The following is a 17,981-nucleotide window of genomic DNA, read 5'->3' on the forward strand; positions in this document are numbered from 1 at the left end:
GTGTGCGCGGATGAACTACCGTCGCCTCTGCATCAAGGTTGCCACTGAGTAAGCAGCCGATGCAACGATTCGCGGTCTTCTTCGGTGTGCAGCCGCTCGCGGGCGTCGCGATCGGACAGCAATTGCGCGATCTCGGAAAGAATTTCGAGGTGCTGTTGAGTGGCCTGTTCGGGGACGAGCAGGAAGATCAGCAGTGAGACCGGCTGGCCGTCCGGTGCTTCGAAGGGGATGGGTTCCGCGACTCTGACGAATGCGGCGAGCGGCTGCTTGAGGCCCTTGATCCGCCCATGCGGAATCGCGACGCCTTCGCCGAGCCCGGTCGAGCCGAGTCGTTCTCGCGCAAAAAGATTGTCTGTGACGGTACTGCGGGCGATGCCGTTCTGGTTCTCGAAGATCAGGCCCGCTTGCTCGAACACGCGTTTCTTGCTGGTGACCGATAGTCCGATGACGACGTTCTCGAGGGGAAGAAATTTGGCTAAACGATTCATGTTGACAGGCGAAAACGTGGCCTGAGTTCTCCCCACCGGGGCGGTTGAGTGACGTTCCATTCGTTCGATACTGCCGAAGACGGACGGTGAGAGTCGATCGCGAAACCGTGAGATATCGACCGGCCGCACTTCAGCAGAGCTGGCTTGACCCCGATGGTAACCGGAACATTATAGATCAGGGTGACGGCCGATGGTGCGGCGCGCCATCTATGCATATCAGGTTTTTCACCGGTTGCGGCGCGGCACATGTCGCGCTGCGCAAACGTCTGCGGGAATGGTTGAACGTGGCCTGAACGAGGCGCGGCGGTGGTGAGCGGAAAGCGTGCGCCGAAACGAAAAACCGCCCGATCGCGGGCGGTTTGACGAGCGCAGGGGAAATGAGGCATTCCCTCTAATTGCTCCTATTGCGGCGGCACGTCCAGTTGCGGCGCCGGCTGATACTTGATCGCTTCGTGCTGATGGCCTTGCAGACGATCCTTGTGGCGTATCACCTGCCTGTCGAGCTTGTCGATCATCAGATCGATCGCAGCGTACAAATCACTGTCACAACTCTCGACGAAGATATCCTTACCCTTCAGATGGAGGTTGATTTCCACCTTTTGACGCTTGTCCTTTTCCTTATGGTTGTCGACCGAGAGGACCACACTGCCGTCGATGACCTGATCGAAATGTCTTAGCACCCTGTCCAGTTTGGTGATCACGTATTCGCGCAACGCAGGCGTTACTTCGAGGTGGTGTCCACTGATCTTGAGATTCATAGTGCTTCTCCAAGCTAATGGCCGCTTGGTCCGCACAATGACAAAGGTCCGGTCGATCTGACGGCTTGCCTGTGTCGCCCCCCGGTGACGGACATCTGGCAGGTCGCAGCGGCCGGCTTGTCCGCCAGGTGCGGAGCGGCCGGTAAATGCCCGCTGCAAAACGCGGCGGGCTACAGAGACTTGCGCAGGTTGACTGCCGGGATTTTGAGCGCCTCACGGTATTTCGCAACGGTACGTCGTGCGACCACGAAGCCCTGTTCCGCCAGCAGTTCGGCTATGCGACTGTCTGAAAGTGGCGATTTCGGGTTTTCCGCTCCTATCAGTTGTTTGATCAGCGCGCGAATGGCCGTGGAGGAGGCCGCGCCGCCGGTGTCCGTCGAAACGTGTGAGCCGAAAAAGTACTTGAATTCCAGCGTCCCGAATGGGGTCAGCATGTATTTACCGGTTGTCACACGCGAGACAGTCGACTCGTGTAGGCCCAGCGTATCAGCTATTTCCCGCAAAACCAAGGGGCGCATGGCAATTTCGCCGTGCACAAAAAAGCTCTTTTGACGCTCGACAATTGCCTGCGCAACTCGCAGGATCGTCTCGAAACGCTGCTGGATGTTTTTGATCAGCCAGCGTGCTTCCTGCAGTTGCTGGCGCAACGAACCACTGCCCGGATCGCCGCGGTTATTGCGCAGAATATTCGCGTACAGATGGTTAATCCGCAGCTTCGGCACCACCTCGGGATTCAGCTCCGCCTGCCAGCCCTGTGCCGTTTTGCGCACCATGATGTCAGGCACCACGTAGTCCGCTTCGGCCTTGCCGTAGGCGGCGCCCGGAAAGGGTTCGAGCGAGCGGATCAGCATATGCGCGTCGCGCAGATCGTCGTCGCTCGCCTTCAGGTGCTTGCGCAGCCGCGTGAAATCGCGCGCGGCGAGCAGCTCCAGGTAATGGCCGACAATGTCTAGCGCGAGCGTGCGCGTGGACGATGGCTCGAGCCGCAATAATTGCAGTTTCAGACATTCGGACGCGGAACGCGCGCCGACGCCGGGCGGGTCGAAGCTGTGCAACAGCGCGAGCGCCGCGTTCAGTTCGTCGACATCGACCTCGAGTTCTTCAGGCAGGTCGGCCAGCACTTCGTCGAGCGTGGCGGCGAGATAGCCGTCGTCGTCGAGCGATTCGATCAGGAACGTGATGAGCGCGCGGTCGCGCTGGCTCGCCTGGGTGACACGCAGTTGCGCCATCAGGTGGTCGCGCAGCGACGTGCTCGATTCGTGGATTTGCAGTGGGGGCAGGTCGTCGTCGTCCGACGCGTTGCCGGAGCGGCCGTAGTCGTCGAGGTTCCACTGCGACGTATCGCCGCCGCCGTCACCCGAGAGGCCGTTGTATTCGTCGACACCCTGCGGCTCGCCGCTTTCGGCTCGCTCGCCGCTGCCTTCGGACGATGACGAACCGTTGCCGGCCATCGGGTCGGCCGGTGTCGAGGAGCCCGGTGTCTGGGCGATCACGGAACCGTCGGCTGCGACCCGCAACGGGCTCGCGATCCACTCGTCTTCGTTTTCGAGGAGCGGATTCTGCGAGATCGCCATGGCGACTTCCTGCTGCAGTTCGAGCGTCGACAACTGAAGCAGCCGGATGGACTGTTGCAGTTGCGGCGTCAGCGCAAGATGCTGCGATAGGCGGAGTTGGAGGCTGGCTTTCATGGCAAGTTGAGTTTCATTGTAGAGAGTTTGCCACGACCGCGATACCTTGCGGCACTCGCAATTTACGAGTACGCCCAATTGGTGCGCCGGACGGCGCCAGCCAGGGCCACAGGGGAAGGGATGTGCGGGTGCCGCAAAAACGGCGCCGCGGCCGACCGCGCGAGTTCGCGTGGCCGGGGACGCCGTGTGTGCTTACATGCGGAAATGCTCGCCCAGATAGACGCGCCGCACGCTTTCGTTTTCGATGATGTCGCTAGGCGCGCCGGCGGCCAGCACGCTGCCGTCGCTGATGATGTACGCGTGATCGCAGATGCCGAGCGTTTCGCGCACGTTGTGGTCGGTAATCAGGACGCCGATATTGCGCTGCTTCAAGAACTTGACGATTTTCTGGATTTCCAGAACCGCGATCGGATCGACGCCGGCGAACGGCTCGTCGAGCAGAATGAAGCTCGGGTTGGTTGCCAGCGCGCGCGCAATTTCAACCCGCCGGCGCTCGCCGCCCGACAGCGATAGCGCCGGATTTTCACGCAGATGCGCGATCTGAAGCTCATCGAGCAGCGCTTCAGTGCGTGACGTGATCACGTCTTTGCTGAGGCGCTTGCCGTTTTCGTCGACCTGCAATTCCAGCACCGCACGAATATTCTGCTCGACGCTCAACTTGCGGAACACCGACGCTTCCTGCGGCAGATACGACAGACCGAGCGACGCGCGCTTGTGAATGGGCAGGAGGCTGATCGACTTGCCGTCCAGATCGATTTCGCCGGCGTCGAGCGGCACGAGGCCGACGATCATGTAGAACGACGTGGTCTTGCCGGCACCGTTCGGGCCGAGCAGACCGACCACTTCGCCGCTCTTCACGTCGAGCGACACGTCCTTGACGACCGTGCGCGAGCCATAGCGCTTCTTCAGATTGCGCACGACCAGCGAACTGCTGGTGCCGGCCGGCTTGCGATGGGGGAGGGGCGCAATGGTGCTGCTCATGGTGCTCACTGGTTCGGCGCTCCCTGGATCGAGTTGGACGGCGTCAGCGTGGCCGACGCGCCGGTCAGCGGCGCGGCGCCGGCGTTGCGCGGCGCCAGCATCGCGCGGACGCGGCCGGTCGGGTTGCCCGGACCTGCGACGTCCTTGCCCGCTTTCGCGGTGTAGAAGTCGTTCTGGCCGTCGTAGGTGATCACGCTGCCGTGCACCTGGTCGAGCAGCGTCGTCATGCTCTGCAGACGGCGCACCGTCGCGTTGGTGGTCAGCGTGGTCAGATCCTGCTTGCCGTCGTAGTCGATACGGATGGCCGTACCCTCGATGTATTCGTCGAGCCCCTCGCGCTTCTGGCGGAAATACGACAGATTGCCGCCGCTCGAGGTGCCGGTCGCGAACTGGTAACCCTGCGGATCTTGCGACACTTCGACACGATCGGCCTTGATCAGGATCGTCCCTTTGGTCGCGACCACGTGGCCGGTAAAGATGCTGACCTGCCGCAGGTCGTCGTAAGTCATGTTGTCCGCTTCGATGTTCAGCGGCTTGTCCTTGTCGGCGCGGTCCGCGTGCGCGAGCGGCGCGAAGCCGACGAGCGGCAGCGCGACGAAGAGCGCGGCGAGTCCGGCGCGGCATGCGGACAGCGCGCGCGAACGGCCGGTATCAAAACGGGGGAGCGATTCGTTCATGCAGTCACGCCTGGAATGGATTACCCGGTATGCGTTGGCTTAGTGGCCGGAATCGGACGCGGCGATGGCGCCTCTTACATTACCGAACAGCTGCATAAACCGGGTGACATTGTTGTATTTCATGCCGCTGGCAGTCATCACCGACATGCCGCGCTGAAGTTTAACTGGCTTTTCAGTCTCGATCACATCGTCGTTGACGAGGACCCTGAAATGCTCGGAATCGGCCTGCATCTGCGGATCGCCGCCGCCGGGCGCGCGCAGGATGCGCGCGTTCTGGTACAGATTGACGATCGACGCATCCGCGTTGACGGTGCCGGTATCGCCGGTCGCGGTGACGATCGGCTTGCCGGGCTGGAACGCGCGCATGGCCGGCTTGACGAGGTCGCTCATTTCGTCGTCCTCGTAATGGATCAGCGACTGGGCGGTCAGCCGATACTGCGTCGCGCCCGACTGGTCGAGCTCGGACACCGAGAAGTTGTCCGCGAAGTAGTCCGGCGTGTGTTCCTTCGGACGCACTTCGTTGTCGGTCTTGCGCGGCAGCGTGGCTTGCAGCAGCCACCACGTGATGCCGGCGAGCGCCGCCATCGCGATGAGCGGGATCAGCGAAGTCAGGCGAAACTGGTTCATCCGACGAGGCCTCGTTGCTCGCCGCTACACGCAGCCGCAAGCAGCGCTTCATATTTGTGCTGCGCGCGCAGCAGCGTGTCGACCACTTCGCGGGCCGCGCCGTGGCCGCCGCGCGCTTCGCTGACCCAATGCGCACGCGCGATCACTTCGGGATGCGAATTGGCCGGCGCGGCCGCGAAGCCGACGCGCAGCATCACCGCAAGATCGACCCAGTCGTCGCCCATGTAGCCGCAGTCCTCGGCGGTGAGGCCGGTCTGCTGCAGCAGGTCGGCGAACGCCGCCGGCTTGTCCTGCACGCCCTGATAGACGTGCGTGATGTTCAACTCTTTCACCCGCGCCGCCACGATGGCGGACTTGCGCCCGGTGATGATCGCCGTTTCGATGCCGGCCTCGCGCAGCAGCTTCATGCCGTGGCCGTCCATCGAATTGAAGCCTTTCATCGTGTCGCCTTCCGCCGTGAACAGCAAGCCGCCGTCGGTCAGCACGCCGTCGACGTCGAAAATCATCAGCTTCACGCGGCTTGCGCGTTCGGTAGCGGTAGGGGGAGCAACGGCCATCAGATCACCTTCTTCGAGAACAGGTCGTGCATGTTGAGCGCGCCGATCAGCTTGCCCGTTTCGTCGACGACCAGCATCTGATTGATGCGATAACGCTCCATCAGTTCCACTGCTTCGACAGCGAGATGGTCGGGGCCGATCGTGCGCGGGCCCTCGGTCATCACCGAGCCGATCGGCAACTGGCGGAAATCGCCGTCGCGTTCGAGCACGCGGCGCAGGTCGCCATCGGTGAAGATGCCCATCACACGGCCCTCGTGGTCGACGACCGAGGTCATGCCCATGCGTTTCGCGGTCAGCTGGAAGAGGGCATCGCTGACGGTCGCCTCGGGTGTGACCTGCGGCAACTGGTCGCCGGTGCGCATCACGTCGCGCACATAGGTGAGCAGGCGTCGGCCGAGCGCGCCGCCCGGATGCGAGCGCGCGAAGTCGTCGCGGCCGAAGCCGCGCGCGTCGAGCACCGCGACCGCGAGCGCGTCGCCGAGCGCGAGCGCGGCGGTGGTGCTGGCGGTGGGCGCGAGATTCATCGGACAGGCTTCCTTTGCGACGCCGGAGTTCAGATGCACGTCCGCGAGCTGCGCGAGGCTGGAGCCCGGGCGGCCCGTCATCGCGATCAGCTTCGCGCCGATCCGCTTGATGAGCGGCAGGATCGCCATCAACTCCTCGGTTTCACCTGAATTGGAGAGCGCGAGGAATACGTCGTCGGCGGTGACCATGCCGAGGTCGCCGTGGCTCGCTTCCGCCGGATGGACGAAAAACGCCGGCGTGCCGGTGCTCGCCAGCGTGGCCGCGAGCTTGCGGGCCACGTGGCCGGATTTGCCGATGCCGGAAACGACCACGCGCCCACGGCAACCCAGGATGAAATCGACCGCGCCGACGAAACTGCCGTCGAGCTGGTCGCGAAGCGCGCGCACGGCGTCCGCTTCGATGTCGAGTACGTCGCGAGCAAGCGTGAGTGCCCTGTCGCCATTGATTTTCGCTATCATTCGCGGAGTATAGCAAAGGCGCCTGTTCGCCGCGCCGGGCCAGCCGTACCGAACCGCTGTCTGCAGCGGCCTGTCGGCAATGCCTTTTTCAGCTGCCTGGCCGCCCTTTGGCAGCTTTTTTCCGGCCCAATCCATCATGTCGCACGGCGTTCTCGTGCGCGGTTCCGCTGACGAACGAGGACGCCTCACCCATGCGTTTTTGCCGATGATTTCCCCGCTCGAAATGACGCTGTTTCTGCTGCTGGCATCGGTGGCGGGCGTGGTGATCTTTCGCTTCCTGAATCTGCCGCCAATGCTCGGCTACCTGACGGTCGGCATCGTCGTCGGGCCGCACGCGTTCGGGCTGGTTCCCGATTCGGCGGGCGCGCAGAATCTCGCGGAATTCGGCGTCGTGTTCCTGATGTTCTCGATCGGGCTCGAGTTTTCGCTCGCCAAGCTGCGCACGATGCGCCGGCTCGTGTTCGGACTCGGCTTGCTGCAGGTGATCGGCACGGTCGCGGTGGCGGTGTCGCTGGGCTTCCTGCTCGAGCGTTGGGTGCATATCACGTGGCAGGCGAGCGTCGCGTTGGGCGGCGCGCTGGCGATGTCGTCGACGGCGATCGTCAGCAAGATGCTCGCGGAGCGGCTCGAGATCGAAACCGAACACGGCCGCAATATCTTCGGCGTGCTGCTATTTCAGGATCTCGCGGTGGTGCCGCTGCTGATCATCATCGCGGCGCTCGGCGGCCGCTCGGAGAATCTGATCGGCGCGCTCGGTGTGGCGGCGATCAAGATCGTCGTGGCCCTCGCACTGCTGCTGATCGTCGGCCAGCGCTTCATGACGCGCTGGTTCAACGTGGTCGCGCGACGCCGCTCGCAGGAACTGTTCATCCTCAATCTGCTGCTGGTGACGCTTGGCGCCGCGTTCATCACCGACAAATTCGGCCTGTCGCTCGCGCTCGGCGCGTTCATCGCCGGCATGCTGATTGCCGAGACGCCGTACCGGCATCAGGTGGAAGAGGACATCAAGCCGTTTCGCGACGTGCTGCTCGGGCTCTTCTTCGTGACCACCGGCATGCTGCTCAATCCGCGCGTGATCTGGGAGCATCCGCTGATCGTGCTGGCGTTTTTCGTCGGCCCGGTGCTGCTGAAGATGGTCATGATTACCGGTCTCGCGCGGCTTTTCGGCGCGACGCCGGGCGTCGCGATGCGCACCGGCATCGGTCTCGCGCAGGCGGGCGAATTCGGCTTCGTGCTGCTGAACCTGATCCTCGACCGGCATCTGGTCGACGCGACGCTGTTGCAGGCGATTCTCGCCGCGATGCTGCTGTCGATGCTCGCCGCGCCGTTCATGATCCAGAACGCGGACCGCGTCGTGCTGCGGCTGTCGTCGACCGAATGGATGATGCAGTCGCTGCAGATGACGCGCATCGCGACGCAAAGCCTGAAGCAGAGCGGCCACGTGATCATCTGCGGCTATGGCCGCGCCGGGCAGAACCTCGCGCGCATGCTCGAGCACGAAGGCCTTTCGTATGTCGCGCTCGACCTCGATCCCGACCGCGTCGCGGCAGCCGCGGCGGCCGGCGAATCGGTCGTGTTCGGCGACGCTGGGCGGCGCGAGTCGCTGCTGGCCGCGGGGCTGCATCGCGCGGCCGCGATCGCGATCACCTACGCGAACACGCCGGGGGCATTGCGCGTGCTGCACAACATTCACGAAATGGAGCCGACGCTGCCGGTCATCGTGCGTACCGTCGACGACGCCGATCTGGAGAAACTGCTCGCCGCCGGCGCGACCGAGGTGATTCCGGAGATCGTCGAGGGCAGCCTGATGCTCGCGTCGCACACGCTCGTCGTGATGGGCGTGCCGATGCGGCGGGTGGTGCGGCGCGTCGAGGAGATGCGTGACGAACGCTACTCGCTGCTGCGCGGCTATTTCCATGGCGCCGACGACGTCGACGACGACGACGGCCACGAGCAGGTGCGGCTACAATCGGTGCCGGTCGACGAGAGCGCCGACGCGGTGGGCCGTACGCTCGCCGAGGTGGGCCTGTACGAACTCGGAGTCGAAGTGACCGCGATCCGCCGGCACGGCATCCGCGGCGTCGAACCGGACCCGTCCACGAAACTGCGCGCGAGCGACATCGTGGTGCTGCGCGGTCTGCCCGAGCATCTGGCGCAAGCCGAGGAGCGGCTGTCGAAGCATCGCCGCGCCGCCGCGGCCTGAACCCGTGGACCAGGCCCGTTCTGGCGGGCGACCCTGATTCAAGCTTTTCACCGGACCCGTCGAGGTCCATCCGGAGACATCATGTCCAACGCGCTCGCGAGCGCGCCGCTCGATGCGGCCGACTACGTCAGAAGTCACATTCGCACCGTGCCCGATTGGCCGCAGCCGGGCGTGCAGTTCCGCGACATCACGCCGCTGCTGCGCGAGCCGAAGTCGCTGCGCGTGCTGATCGACCTGTTCGTGCAGCGCTATATCGACGCGAAGCTCGACTACATCGCCGGGCTCGATGCGCGCGGCTTCATCATTGGGCCGATCGTCGCGCACGAGCTGAGCCTTGGCTTCATCCCGATTCGCAAGGCGGGCAAGCTGCCGTACAAGCGGATCTCGCAATCGTATGAACTGGAGTACGGCACCGCGACCGTCGAGATTCACGAGGATGCGTGCGAGCCTGGCGAGCGCGTCGTGATCATCGACGACCTGATCGCGACCGGCGGCACGATGATGGCCGGCAAAATGCTGCTCGAGCGGCTCGGCGCGGTCGTCGTGGAAGGCGCGGCGATCGTCGATCTGCCGGAACTGGGCGGCTCGAAGCTGCTGCGCGAGGGCGGTCTTGCGCTCTATACCGTGACGAGTTTCGACGGTCATTGAGCCGGGAGGCCGTCACGGCGCGCGCCGTGACGCGCGGTCGAGTTTCCCGCCGTACAAGCCGTATGAGCCGCACGAGCCCCGTTGGCCGCGCAAGACCGACAAGGCTCGACGTGGCTGAACTACAGGGCTCACCAGCCGCCCAACCAGAAGGCCACCACGATGCCCAACTTCCTGCTGTTTCTCGCCACCTCGATCGCGATCACCGTGGCGCCCGGCCCCGACAACCTGCAGGTGCTCGCGCGCGGCATCTCGCAGGGCCGCGCGGCCGGCCTCGTTGCCGCGCTCGGCTTTGCCGCCGGCATCACGTTTCATACGACACTCGCGGCCCTCGGCGTGGCGGCGCTGCTGCGTTCGTCGCCGCTCGCGTTCGAAGCGATCAAGCTTGCGGGCGCCGCGTACCTGGTGTGGATCGGCATCAAGGCGTTGCGCAGCCAGGGCCTCGCGACCGCGCACGAGCGTGCGCCGCAGCCGCTGTCGACGGTGTTTCGTCAGAGCGTGCTCGGCAATCTGATGAATCCGAAGGTCACGCTGTTCTTCGTCGTGTTTCTGCCGCAGTTCGTACAACCGCACGGCGCGCAGAGCGTGACTGTGCAGATGCTGGAGCTCGGCGCGCTCTTCATGCTGCAGACCGTCGTGGTGTTTTCGCTGTTCGGAGTGTGCGCGGGGGTCATCGGCGGCTGGCTCAGACGGCGGCCGCGCATGGGCCTGTGGCTCGATCGCGTGGCCGGCGCGACCTTCATCGCGATCGGGATTCGCGTCGCGTTGCGCGACTGACGCGCGTCAGCCAACACCCCCCGCTTCTGCTTTGCCCTGGTCCGCCGCGCCGGCGGACAGTTTGGAGTTTTCGATGACTTTGCCTTGCATCACCGCCGCGCGCTGCTTCGACGCGAACGCGCATCGGCCGTTTCTGATCGGCGCGGAACAGGTCGGCTGGATTCGCGAACGCGACGTGCCGCTGCTCACGCGCTGGCCCGACGTGTTCGAGATCGCGAAAGACGGCGTGACGCTCTCCGCCACGTTCGATACCGTCGATCTGCGCAGCGCGGCGCTCGCTTCGGTGATCGGCGCGCTCGCCGCCGATGGCCGCATCCCCGGCTGGCGCGACGAGACCTACGCGATCCGTAATGCGTTCGACGCGCCGCCGCTCGCGTATATCGAGCGCGCGGCGTCGCGCTTCTTCGGCACGATGACCTACGCGGTGCATCTGAACGGCGTCGTAGAATATGCGGACGGCGGGGCGCCCTCTGGCGGAGCGCCCTCTGGCGGCGCGCCGCAATTGTGGATCGCGCGCCGCAGCGACTCCAAGGCGACCGACCCCGGCATGCTCGACAATGTCGTCGCGGGCGGGATCGGCTGGGGCTTCGGCATCGCCGAGACGATCGTCAAGGAGTGCTGGGAAGAAGCGGGCATTCCGTCGGAGATCGCCGGGCGAGCGGTCGCGGGCCGTACCGCGCACGTGCTGCAATCGCTGCCGGAAGGCACGCAGGCCGAGCAGATTTTTATCTACGACCTCGCGCTACCCGTCGACTTCGCGCCGCGCAACCAGGACGGCGAAGTAGGCGAACACCGGCTCGCGCGCATCGACGAAGTCGCGCGCTGGATCGAGGAGGGCGCGCTGACGGTCGATGCGAGCCTCGCGACGCTCGATTGCCTGCTGCGCCGCCGCTGGATCGATGCGGACGCGTGCGAGGGCATCGACGCGCTGTTCGCGCCGCCGGCGCTGGGCTAGTTCTTGCTCACGAGTCGGGCACACTGCGCACAGCCAGTACGCACTGAAACAAACCACGCATTGAAGAAGGGAGTCACCGAGGTCATGTCGACCGATCACAGCTTTATCCTCAAACTGTCGTGCGCCGACCGGCCCGGCATCGTTCACGCCGTGTCGGGCTTTCTGTTCGAGCGGGGCAGCAATATTCTCGACTCCGCGCAGTTCGGCGACAGCCGCACCGGCGAGTTCTTCATGCGCGTGCATTTTCAGCAGGTGGGCGGCGATCCGGGGCTCGACGCGCTGCGCGCGTCGTTCGTGACTCTCGCCGAGCAGTTCGGCATGAGCTGGGAATTGCACGACGCGAACGTGAAGCCGCGGGTCGTGATCATGGTGTCGAAGATCGGCCACTGCCTGAACGATCTGCTGTTCCGCTACCGCACCGGTCAGCTGAACATCGAGATCCCGGCGATCATCTCGAACCACAAGGAGTTCTACCAGCTCGCCGCGAGCTACGACATCCCGTTCCATCACTTCCCGCTGCTCGGCGGCACGCCCGAAGCGAAAACCGCGCAGGAAGCGCGCGTGCTCGAAGTGATCAACGAGCATCAGGCGGACCTCGTGGTGCTCGCGCGCTACATGCAGATTCTGTCGCCGAACCTGTGCGAGTCGCTCGCCGGCCGCGCGATCAACATCCATCACTCGTTCCTGCCGAGCTTCAAGGGCGCGAAACCGTACTACCAGGCGTTCGACCGCGGCGTGAAGCTGATCGGCGCGACCGCTCACTACGTGACCACCGATCTCGACGAAGGTCCGATCATCGAGCAGGAAGTCGAGCGCGTGGACCACAGCATGACGCCGGAACAACTGACGGCGATCGGCCGCGACGTCGAGTGCGTGACGCTCGCGCGCGCGGTGAAGTGGCACGTCGAGCATCGCGTCGTGCTGAACGGCAGCAAGACGGTGGTGTTCCGCTAAACATTGCGCCGGTAAAACTGCGCCGGTCGAGGCCGGCGCAATCCTTTCCCCGCTTGCACTACGAGCGCGCTGCCGCGCCGCCCGTGCTTCTCGCGAGATTCGCGTTTTGCGCGGAACGGCGGCGCGCGTTCAGCTTCTTCAGCCAGATCAGCAGGCCCGTGACGCTCAGCACGGCCACCGCGACGCCCACCAGACTGATCAGAATCCGCCCGCCAAGACCGAGGATGCGCCCTGAATGCAGCGGGAATTGCACCTGCAGGAAGATGTCGCCGGCCGTGCCCCGGCCGGGAATCCGCGTGGCGAGCCGCTTGCCGGTGGCGGCGTCCCAATACATCCAAGCGTTGCCGAGGCCGGTGTCGCCGTGATCGTTGCCGGGCGTGTAGAAGCCGACGCCGTACGCGTGCATGAATTCGGCGTAGTAGAGCCCGCCCGGCGGCGAGGCGACATGCAGCTCCTTGCCGGCCTGCCCGGCGAGTTCGACGATGCGCTCGCGGCTCAACACCCGATCGCCCGGTTGCGGCGCGCGCAGGATTTCGGGGTTGCTGAACGGATCGGGTGTCAGCGTCGACAGTCGCGACACGATCGGCCGCACCACCTGAGACGACAGATTCATCGATATCGACGTCAGCGCGACGATCGCCAGCAAGCCCCAGATCCATACGCCGCCGGAGCGGTGCAGGTCGAACGTCAGCGCATAGCCGCCGCGTTTCAGGCGGAACGCGAACGACTTGCGCCAGACCTTCAGGCTCGGAAACGACAGACACAGCGCAATCACGCTATCAGCGAGCCACACGATACCGACGATCCCCATCAGCCACGTGCCAAGATCGACACCGCCGGTAAACGGCAGCTGCAGCGTGTAGTGCAGCTTGTAGATGAACGGAATCAGGTTGAGCCGCGCGAGCGACACGGCGCCCCATTCGCGGCGTCCCTGGATCTCGCCGGTGACGGGATCGACGGCGATCTGGTTGAAGTCGAGCGGGTAGGGCTGCTTCGTCGCCGGATCGGTGCGCGGCAGCACCATCATTTGCAGCGTGTGGCCCGGTTCGACCGCGAGCGGCAGATAGGTCACCCGCAGACGCGGATCGGCGACTTCGACGCGATTCGCCAGTTCGAGGCCGGACAGCGTCGGGCCGGCCGTGCGAGCCTGATAAAACGACGGGTTCAGTGCGGCGTCGAGTTCATGGTCCCACGCGATGATCGCTCCGGTAAGGCCCGCGACGAACAGAAACAGCGCGGTCGCGACACCGAACCAGCGGTGCAGGCGGACAAGCTGGCGTCTCATGCGCGAGCGGGCATCGCGTAACAGGAACTCGAGCGGAAGCGCGGGCGGGAAATCAGATGAAGCGTCACGATGCGGATTTTGTGTAAATAGGAATTGTTCGCATCTTAGGGGTTGGAGCCGACGGCTGCAAGTTTTCTGTCAGCAAGAGGAAACGATGCGGTGTCGCGGAAAGCTCAAAAAAAAACGGCACCGAAGTGCCGCTTTCGCTTTCCTGGCTCGTGTGGGCCGCAGGGTTTAAGCACCAGTGAGCGTTAGTGAGCGCTGACTTTTGCTAGCCGACTCGGCCCAGCTCACACCAACCGCAAATAAATCAGCTCCCGCTTTACATACGCATAAAAAATCGGCGCCGCGATGACCCCGGCGATACCAAACGCCGCCTCCATCACCAGCATCGCGATCAACAGCTCCCACGCGCGCGCTTCGATTTGTCCGCCGACGATCCGCGCGTTCAGGAAGTACTCGAGCTTGTGAATCAGGATCAGGAACACGAGCGACATGATCGCCGCCGGAAAGCTCACCGACAGCGCGACCGCGACGATGATCGTGTTCGAGATCAGATTGCCGATTACCGGCAGCAGACCCACGATGAACGTGACGAGCACCAGCGTCTTCGACAGCGGCAGGCGATCGTGGAAGGTCGGCAGGATCACGAGCAGGAAGATCGCCGTGAACGTCGCGTTGAGTGCGGAAATCTTCACCTGCGCGAACACGATGCGGCGAAACGCGTCGGCAAAACGCGTGACGCGCGTGACGAACGCGGTGGACAGCGGCAGTCGCTGGATTTGCGTCTGCGCGCCGACCGCGATGATCGCGCCGATGATCATGCCGAGCAGCACGTGGGTGAACGCGCGCGCCACGGTCGTGCCGCTTTGCTGCAGCATGTTCGCGTGCGTGTGCATCAGTTCCGCCGCCTTCGTCTTCATCTGCTCGGTGTCGACCGGCAGATAGTTCGCGACGAATTGCGGAATTCTGCCGCGCGCCTGGTCGATCAGCTGCATGGCCTGATCGAGCAGCGCCTGCACGCTCGGCACGTCGTTCTCGAAATGCGAGATGATGCCGAGCGTGAGCCCCGTCAGCGCGCCGACGATCACCGTCGACAGGATCACCACCGCGAGCCAGCGCGCCCGCTTGCTGGACATGTGACGCTCGATGCGCGGCGCAATCATATGCACGAGCTGAAACACCAGCAGCCCGGCGAGCAGGCAGCCGAGCAGCTTCAGTTCAATGACCGCCCACATGCCGAACAGCATCACCACGTAGCTGCCGATTTCGACCGCCGACAGCTTTGGCAGACTCATGTCGCTAGTCAGCCTGACCGGGCGCGGGCGCAGGTCCTGCACCCGATCTTCTTCGCGCGCCTGATTACGCTTGGTCATGGCTTATCCCGTCTCCAACCTCGATAGTGCAGCGTTACTTTGTGCTGGCGGCCCGCTTGAGCAACGGCGCCAGATATTTGCCGGTAAAACTGGCCTTCGACTTCGCGATCTGCTCGGGCGTGCCCTGGGCGATGATCTGTCCGCCGCCGGCGCCGCCTTCGGGGCCGAGATCGATGACCCAGTCCGCAGTTTTGATTACATCGAGATTATGTTCGATGATCACGACGGTATTACCCTGGTCACGTAACCGATGTATGACTTCCAGCAACTGCGCGATATCGTGAAAGTGCAGGCCGGTGGTCGGTTCGTCAAGGATGTATAGCGTGCGACCGGTATCACGCTTGCTCAGTTCCAGCGACAGTTTCACGCGCTGCGCCTCGCCGCCCGACAGCGTGGTGGCCGACTGACCCAGGCGAATATAGCCCAGACCCACGTCCAGCAGGGTTTTCAGCTTGCGCGCGACGACCGGCACGGCCTTGAAGAACTCGTACGCGTGCTCGACTGTCATGTCGAGCACTTCGCTGATGTTGCTGCCCTTGTACTGGATATCGAGCGTTTCGCGGTTGTAGCGCTTGCCGTGGCACACGTCGCACGGCACGTACACGTCGGGCAAAAAGTGCATTTCGACCTTCAGCACGCCGTCGCCCTGGCACGATTCGCAGCGCCCGCCCTTCACGTTGAACGAGAAGCGGCCCGGATCGTAGCCGCGCTCCTTGGCGGCCGGCACGCCCGCGAACAGCTCGCGGATCGGCGTGAAAAGGCCCGTGTAGGTCGCCGGATTCGAGCGCGGCGTGCGGCCGATCGGCGACTGGTCGACGTTGATCACCTTGTCGAAGTGCTCGAGGCCCTCGATCGACTCGTACGGCGCCGGCTCCGTCGCCGAGCCGTACAGATGATGCGCGACCGCGTGATACAGCGTGTCGTTGATCAGCGTCGACTTGCCCGAGCCGGACACCCCGGTCACGCAGGTCAGCAGACCCACCGGCAGATCGAGCGTCACGTTGTGCAGGTTGTTGCCGTGCGCCTCGACGATGCGCAGGTGGCGCTCGTCGGGTTCCCTGCGCTCGTCGGGGTATTCGATCGTGCGCGCGCCGCACATGTATTGGCCCGTCAGCGACGCCGCATTCTTCTGCACCTCTTTCGGCGTGCCCTCGGCGATCACCATGCCACCGTGCTCGCCCGCGCCCGGGCCCATGTCGACCACATAGTCGGCCATGCGGATCATGTCCTCGTCGTGCTCGACGACGATCACCGAGTTGCCGAGATCGCGCAGATGCTTGAGCGTCGAGATCAGCCGGTCGTTGTCGCGTTGATGCAGGCCGATCGACGGTTCGTCGAGCACGTACATCACGCCGGTCAGCCCCGAGCCGATCTGCGAAGCGAGGCGAATGCGCTGCGCCTCGCCGCCCGACAGCGTTTCCGCGCTGCGTTCGAGCGACAGGTAATCGAGCCCGACGTTGTTGAGGAACATCAGACGCGCGACGATTTCCTTGACGACCTTGTCGGCGATCTCGCGTTTCGAGCCTTCGAGGCGCAGCGTCTGGAAGTAGCCGAGCGCGTCGCGCAACGGCCAGCCGCTGATCTCGAAGATGCCGCGCGCGTCGCTGTCGGCGCCGATGCGCACGAAGCGCGCCTCGCGACGCAGCCGCGTGCCCGCGCACGCCGGGCACGGCTGGTTGTTCTGGTACTTGGCGAGCTCTTCGCGCACCGCGGACGAATCGGTTTCGCGGTAGCGCCGCTCCAGATTCGGGATGATCCCTTCGAACACGTGCTCGCGCACCGACGTACGGCCGCGCTCGTTGATGTACGAGAACGGAATTTCCTGCTTGCCCGAACCGTACAGCAGGATCTTGCGCACTTTCTCCGGCAGGTCTTCGACCGCCGTGTCGATGTCGAAATCGTAGAACGCCGCGAGGCTCTGCAGCATCTGGAAGTAGAACTGGTTGCGCCGGTCCCAGCCCTTCACCGCGCCCGCCGCGAGCGACAGCGACGGATGCGCGACCACCCGCTTCGGATCGAAGAAGGTGATCTGGCCGAGGCCGTCGCATTCCGGACACGCGCCCATCGGGTTGTTGAACGAGAACAGGCGCGGCTCGAGTTCCTGCAGCGAGTACGAGCAGATCGGGCAGGCGAACTTCGAGCTGAACAGGTGCTCCTTGTCCGTATCCATTTCGAGCGCGATCGCGCGGCCGTCGGCGAGACGCAGTGCCGTTTCGAACGATTCGGCGAGACGCTGCTTCATGTCGGGGCGCACGCGCAGACGATCGATCACGACGTCGATCGTGTGCTTGTCGTTTTTCTTCAGCTTCGGCAGCGACTCGACTTCGTAGATTTTCGCGGTGCCTTCGTTGGCGGTGCCGCCGCCGGAGCGCACGCGAAAGCGCACGAAGCCTTGCGCCTGCATGTCCTCGAACAGATCCGTGTGCTCGCCCTTGCGATCGGAGACGACGGGCGCGAGGATCATGAGGCGCGTTTCCTCGGGCAGCGCAAGCGCTGCGTCGACCATCTGCGACACGCTTTGCGCTTCGAGCGGAATCTCGTGATCGGGGCAGTAGGGCGTGCCGACGCGCGCGAACAGCAGACGCAGATAATCGTGGATTTCGGTGACGGTGCCGACCGTCGAGCGTGGATTGTGCGAGGTCGCCTTCTGTTCGATCGAAATGGCCGGCGACAGACCTTCGATCAGGTCGACGTCCGGTTTTTCCATCAGCTGCAGGAACTGCCGCGCATAGGCGGACAGACTTTCGACGTAGCGCCGCTGCCCTTCCGCATACAGCGTATCGAATGCCAGCGACGATTTGCCAGAGCCCGAAAGCCCCGTGATAACGACGAGCTTGTGACGCGGTAGGTCGAGATTGACGTTCTTCAGGTTGTGGGTGCGAGCCCCACGAATACGGATTTGTTCCACGGATCTATTCCATGAACTGCGGAAAGGGAAAGAGGCCAAACCTGCTACTATAACGACTTTTCCAGACCGCCGTTACGGCGTGCTGACAGCGGGAAAGAGGCGTAACTGGGGCCGTTTTC

16 protein-coding genes are annotated in these 17,981 nt (G+C 64.1%); 5 read left to right on the plus strand and 11 right to left on the minus strand.

The annotated features are described in order from the left end of the window. Positions 1 to 32: 32 nt before the first annotated feature. The 8 genes from L0U84_RS01630 to kdsD all read right to left on the minus strand — a co-directional run bounded on the left by L0U84_RS01630 (position 33) and on the right by kdsD (position 6,759). Positions 33 to 548 carry a PTS sugar transporter subunit IIA gene (locus L0U84_RS01630; protein WP_233846839.1) on the minus strand — a complete coding sequence of 172 codons (516 nt, stop codon included), beginning with the start codon at positions 546 to 548 and terminating at the stop codon, positions 33 to 35. Between the two features lie 341 nt (positions 549 to 889). Continuing rightward, positions 890 to 1,246 carry a ribosome hibernation-promoting factor, HPF/YfiA family gene (hpf, locus tag L0U84_RS01635; protein ID WP_027199628.1) on the minus strand — a complete coding sequence of 119 codons (357 nt, stop codon included), beginning with the start codon at positions 1,244 to 1,246 and terminating at the stop codon, positions 890 to 892. A gap of 170 nt (positions 1,247 to 1,416) precedes the next feature. Further along, the gene (locus L0U84_RS01640; RefSeq protein ID WP_233846841.1) at positions 1,417 to 2,934 is read right to left on the minus strand and encodes an RNA polymerase factor sigma-54; all 1,518 of its coding nucleotides are present in this window, start codon (positions 2,932 to 2,934) and stop codon (positions 1,417 to 1,419) included. Between the two features lie 192 nt (positions 2,935 to 3,126). After that, positions 3,127 to 3,903, minus strand: a complete 777-nt coding sequence (lptB, locus tag L0U84_RS01645; RefSeq protein WP_233851903.1) for an LPS export ABC transporter ATP-binding protein — start codon at positions 3,901 to 3,903, stop codon at positions 3,127 to 3,129. Positions 3,904 to 3,920: 17 nt separating this feature from the next. Then, complete coding sequence (gene lptA / locus L0U84_RS01650) at positions 3,921 to 4,592, minus strand: lipopolysaccharide transport periplasmic protein LptA (RefSeq protein WP_233846843.1); 672 nt, start codon at positions 4,590 to 4,592, stop codon at positions 3,921 to 3,923. A 39-nt stretch (positions 4,593 to 4,631) separates the two neighbouring features. Next, positions 4,632 to 5,219 carry an LPS export ABC transporter periplasmic protein LptC gene (gene lptC / locus L0U84_RS01655; protein WP_152851817.1) on the minus strand — a complete coding sequence of 196 codons (588 nt, stop codon included), beginning with the start codon at positions 5,217 to 5,219 and terminating at the stop codon, positions 4,632 to 4,634. Further along, positions 5,216 to 5,776 (minus strand): KdsC family phosphatase, encoded by a 561-nt coding sequence (locus tag L0U84_RS01660; RefSeq protein ID WP_233846845.1) that lies wholly within the window; start codon positions 5,774 to 5,776, stop codon positions 5,216 to 5,218. Before L0U84_RS01660 ends, lptC begins: the two co-directional genes overlap by 4 nt. Continuing rightward, positions 5,776 to 6,759, minus strand: coding sequence for an arabinose 5-phosphate isomerase KdsD (kdsD, locus tag L0U84_RS01665; RefSeq protein WP_233846854.1), 984 nt, complete (start codon positions 6,757 to 6,759; stop codon positions 5,776 to 5,778). Before kdsD ends, L0U84_RS01660 begins: the two co-directional genes overlap by 1 nt. Positions 6,760 to 6,964: 205 nt before the next feature. Here kdsD and L0U84_RS01670 point away from each other — a divergent pair, with 205 nt between their 5' ends. From L0U84_RS01670 to purU, 5 genes are all read left to right on the plus strand, one after another. Beyond that, positions 6,965 to 8,962 (plus strand): cation:proton antiporter domain-containing protein, encoded by a 1,998-nt coding sequence (locus L0U84_RS01670; protein WP_233851904.1) that lies wholly within the window; start codon positions 6,965 to 6,967, stop codon positions 8,960 to 8,962. 81 nt (positions 8,963 to 9,043) lie between these two features. Beyond that, positions 9,044 to 9,610, plus strand: a complete 567-nt coding sequence (locus L0U84_RS01675; protein ID WP_233846856.1) for an adenine phosphoribosyltransferase — start codon at positions 9,044 to 9,046, stop codon at positions 9,608 to 9,610. A gap of 159 nt (positions 9,611 to 9,769) precedes the next feature. Next, a complete protein-coding gene (locus L0U84_RS01680; protein ID WP_233851905.1) occupies positions 9,770 to 10,384 on the plus strand; it encodes a LysE family translocator in 615 nt (204 codons plus the stop codon). A gap of 73 nt (positions 10,385 to 10,457) precedes the next feature. Next, positions 10,458 to 11,339, plus strand: coding sequence for an NUDIX hydrolase (locus L0U84_RS01685; protein WP_233846858.1), 882 nt, complete (start codon positions 10,458 to 10,460; stop codon positions 11,337 to 11,339). A gap of 84 nt (positions 11,340 to 11,423) precedes the next feature. Then, on the plus strand, positions 11,424 to 12,293 hold the full coding sequence (purU, locus tag L0U84_RS01690; protein ID WP_233846860.1) for a formyltetrahydrofolate deformylase: 870 nt from the start codon (positions 11,424 to 11,426) through the stop codon (positions 12,291 to 12,293). A 58-nt stretch (positions 12,294 to 12,351) separates the two neighbouring features. Here the strand turns inward: purU and L0U84_RS01695 are convergent, their stop codons facing one another. From L0U84_RS01695 to uvrA, 3 genes are all read right to left on the minus strand, one after another. Beyond that, a complete protein-coding gene (locus L0U84_RS01695; RefSeq protein WP_233846862.1) occupies positions 12,352 to 13,578 on the minus strand; it encodes a PepSY-associated TM helix domain-containing protein in 1,227 nt (408 codons plus the stop codon). A 290-nt stretch (positions 13,579 to 13,868) separates the two neighbouring features. Then, a complete protein-coding gene (locus tag L0U84_RS01700; RefSeq protein ID WP_233846864.1) occupies positions 13,869 to 14,954 on the minus strand; it encodes an AI-2E family transporter in 1,086 nt (361 codons plus the stop codon). 34 nt (positions 14,955 to 14,988) lie between these two features. Beyond that, complete coding sequence (uvrA, locus tag L0U84_RS01705) at positions 14,989 to 17,862, minus strand: excinuclease ABC subunit UvrA (protein WP_233846874.1); 2,874 nt, start codon at positions 17,860 to 17,862, stop codon at positions 14,989 to 14,991. Positions 17,863 to 17,981: the final 119 nt, after the last annotated feature.

Source organism: Paraburkholderia sp. HD33-4 (genome assembly GCF_021390635.1).
GTDB lineage: Bacteria > Pseudomonadota > Gammaproteobacteria > Burkholderiales > Burkholderiaceae > Paraburkholderia.